At 68.3% G+C, this 2524-nt stretch carries 2 protein-coding genes and 1 pseudogene; 1 reads left to right on the forward strand and 2 read right to left on the reverse strand.

The genetic code is table 11. From position 1 onward, the window contains the following. On the forward strand, window positions 1-699 hold a 699-nt coding region (locus tag ELR45_RS09075; RefSeq protein WP_165367626.1), incomplete at its 5' end, for a PucR family transcriptional regulator. Between the two features lie 30 nt (window positions 700-729). On the opposite strand, the gene ELR45_RS09080 is transcribed toward ELR45_RS09075, so the two are convergent. Continuing rightward, window positions 730-1122 carry an OmpL47-type beta-barrel domain-containing protein gene (locus ELR45_RS09080; RefSeq protein ID WP_129665294.1) on the reverse strand — a complete coding sequence of 131 codons (393 nt, stop codon included), beginning with the start codon at window positions 1120-1122 and terminating at the stop codon, window positions 730-732. 469 nt (window positions 1123-1591) lie between these two features. Further along, window positions 1592-2524: pseudogene (locus ELR45_RS37305) on the reverse strand (M64 family metallopeptidase); the annotation flags it as partial.

Genomic DNA, 2524 nt, shown 5'->3' on the forward strand with positions numbered 1-2524 from the left:
AGCGTGGTCGACATCGAGGAACCGCTCACCCGGGCGGCCGCGGAACTCCGCCGGATCATGCCCCGCGGCAGCATGCTCGATCTCATCCGCCGGGACCACGGCGTTCTCTTGTTCTCCTGCGCAGCCGGTGACGACTCACAGCTCACGCAGCGCGTCGATCTGGCGCTGCGGCTGACGGACGCGGCGCTCGCCGCATCCGGTGTCCCGGCCTCGGTCATCGCCGGGGTGGGCGGCCGTAGAGCCACACTGGAATGCGCTCACCGATCCTTCCAGGAGGCCCGGCTGTCCGCCGACGCGGCGCGGCTGCTACCGGGCATCGGCGAAACCGTCTACTGGTCCGAGCTCGGTGTCCACCAGATGGTAGTCAAGCTGGCGGCGCTCGACGAGGAGGTGCCGGTGGTCCATCAAGGACTGGCGAGACTGTTCGGTGACGCCGATGCACAGCCCTTGCTCGAGACTCTGGAGACCTATCTCGACGTCGCCGGGAACGCGCAGCTCACGGCCGAGCGGCTGAACCTGCATCGCACGTCGCTCTACTACCGGCTGCAACGCCTGGAGCAACTCGCCGACACGGACCTCAAGGACGGTGTCGAACGGCTCGCGCTGCATCTCGCCCTCAAGGTGGCAAGGATGACCGGTCAGTACGCCCCGCGTCGCGGCTCGATGACGCCGCCGGCGCTCAGTGGAATGCGCCCCTGAGCGCCCGGAGTCGGAGTCGGCGGTGCGCAGTCAGTCCGCCGCACCAGCGGCTACATTCCGGCCCCAGTTCTCGAAGGCGACCGCCTCCATGTCCTCGACGTTGCCGTTCCGGTCAACCGCTCGCCGGTCGATGCGGTGCTCTCCCTGGCCGACAACGCAAAACGGGCTCTCATAGGTGATCCAGCGGTCCTGGTCCACGCGGTACTCGATGCGCTCGACGCCCGAGCCCCACCTGTCGTCGGCGTCAAGCGTCACTCGTGGATTGACGTACGCGCCGGTACGCCACGGCCGCTGGTTGCACGTCAGCGTGGTCTCGGGAGGATCGACCTCGATCGTTTTCAGCCCTACGCGCAGATCCGGCAACGACCCGATGTGCTGGTCCGCGGTCTCTTCGCCCCTGCGGCCGGCGGTCGTCCCCAGCATGTCGCGAATCGGGTCGGCCGCCATGGTTCTCGCCCGTGGCCGTCACATAGGGACTGGATCGCCGCCACCGCGACGGTGACGATAGGGCCCGCGCCCGACGTGTCGCCGAACGACTCGGCGTACCTGATGTTGTGCTCGCTCTCGACACAGTCGAGCGCGCAGTAGCCCATGGTGACGATCTCGTGGCCCCAGCCCTACAGGTCGAACCGCGGGCCGTGGGTCGACATTTAGAGCCGCGACGAACTTGATTTCCAGATTGACGTCCGAGGCCGTCAGCTCCGTGCCGAGGGCCGCAACACGGTCGCCGGCCGGTCCCGGCTCCTCGGTCCGCGCATCGACGACGGCTGCACCCGCCGGACTGGCAGGGCTGGCCGCCTCCGCACCAGTGCCTGCTACACCGGTCAGAACGACGGCCATAACCGTGGCGAGCAGCAGGCCGGAGCGGAGACGCCGAGCCATCAGCGTGCCGTCACAGGTCCGCGCAGTCGCCGGCCGCATGGCCGGCGATCTCGTTGGGAGCGTCGAAGTCACTGGCCGGTTCGCTGTTGCCGGTGCAGCTCAACCGGCCGGAGAACGTGTTGCCGGCCAGTACCGGGCCGTAGGCGTACCCGTACTCGCTGAACCGCTCGGCCCACGTGTTCGGCGGAACCTGCAGGTTGTCCGCGAGGGTGACGGACCCGGCAAAGGTGTTGCCGGCCGCCGTGATCCCGCCCGTCGTCGCGCTGATCCGAGTGACTCCGCTGATCCTCGAGCCGAACAACTGCACCTCGTCGGCGCCGTCAGCCATGAGGCTGCCGGCGATCGAGCTGTCTCGCACCACGAGCGATGCGCCCGAACGGAGGGTCACCGTCCCGCTCACCTGGGCGTCTTCCAGGCACGCGACACCGTCGGTGACCAGCACGCCACCATTGTGTCTCCCGGTGACGGTCTCGGTGCACTCCGGGACCTCGCCAGGCAGGACGGTGGCCTGGTACTCCTCGGCCTGACCGATGTTGCCGGACGGGCCGATGGCCCGGTGCTCCACCGTGTGCGTCCCATACCCGGGGACGAACGGCCCGTTCGGGTCGTCCGGACCGTAGTCCTGCTCGAATGCCGCCTTGGACAACCCACCGGTACCGAGATTCCCGTACGTCAGCGCTTTTACATCGGTGCCCGCCTGGCGGAACCGGAAAGGCGACTCGGGCATCGGTTCCTCTGGGAATCCGAAGTAGTTGTACCAGCCGTCGCCGTTCAGCTGGAGCTCGCCGACGACGTAGGGCTCGCCGTCGTACCCTGTCCGGTCGTCCTGCGGCTGCAGCCACATGTCCCAGCCTTCGAAGTACACGGGATGGCCAAGGTCGCCGCCGAGCTCGGTCAGTGGCTCCGAGAGCGTTCGGGGCGCCGTGGGCTGGACGTTGTCCAC

Origin of the sequence: Phytoactinopolyspora endophytica (genome assembly GCF_004138495.1) — a bacterium.
GTDB lineage: Bacteria > Actinomycetota > Actinomycetes > Jiangellales > Jiangellaceae > Phytoactinopolyspora > Phytoactinopolyspora endophytica.

What these genes read in the sequence shown, in the direction of transcription:
- ELR45_RS09080 (WP_129665294.1), bottom strand. Translation starts at nt 1,122, where the DNA reads ATGCTGGGGACGACCGCCGGCCGCAGGGGCGAAGAGACCGCGGACCAG.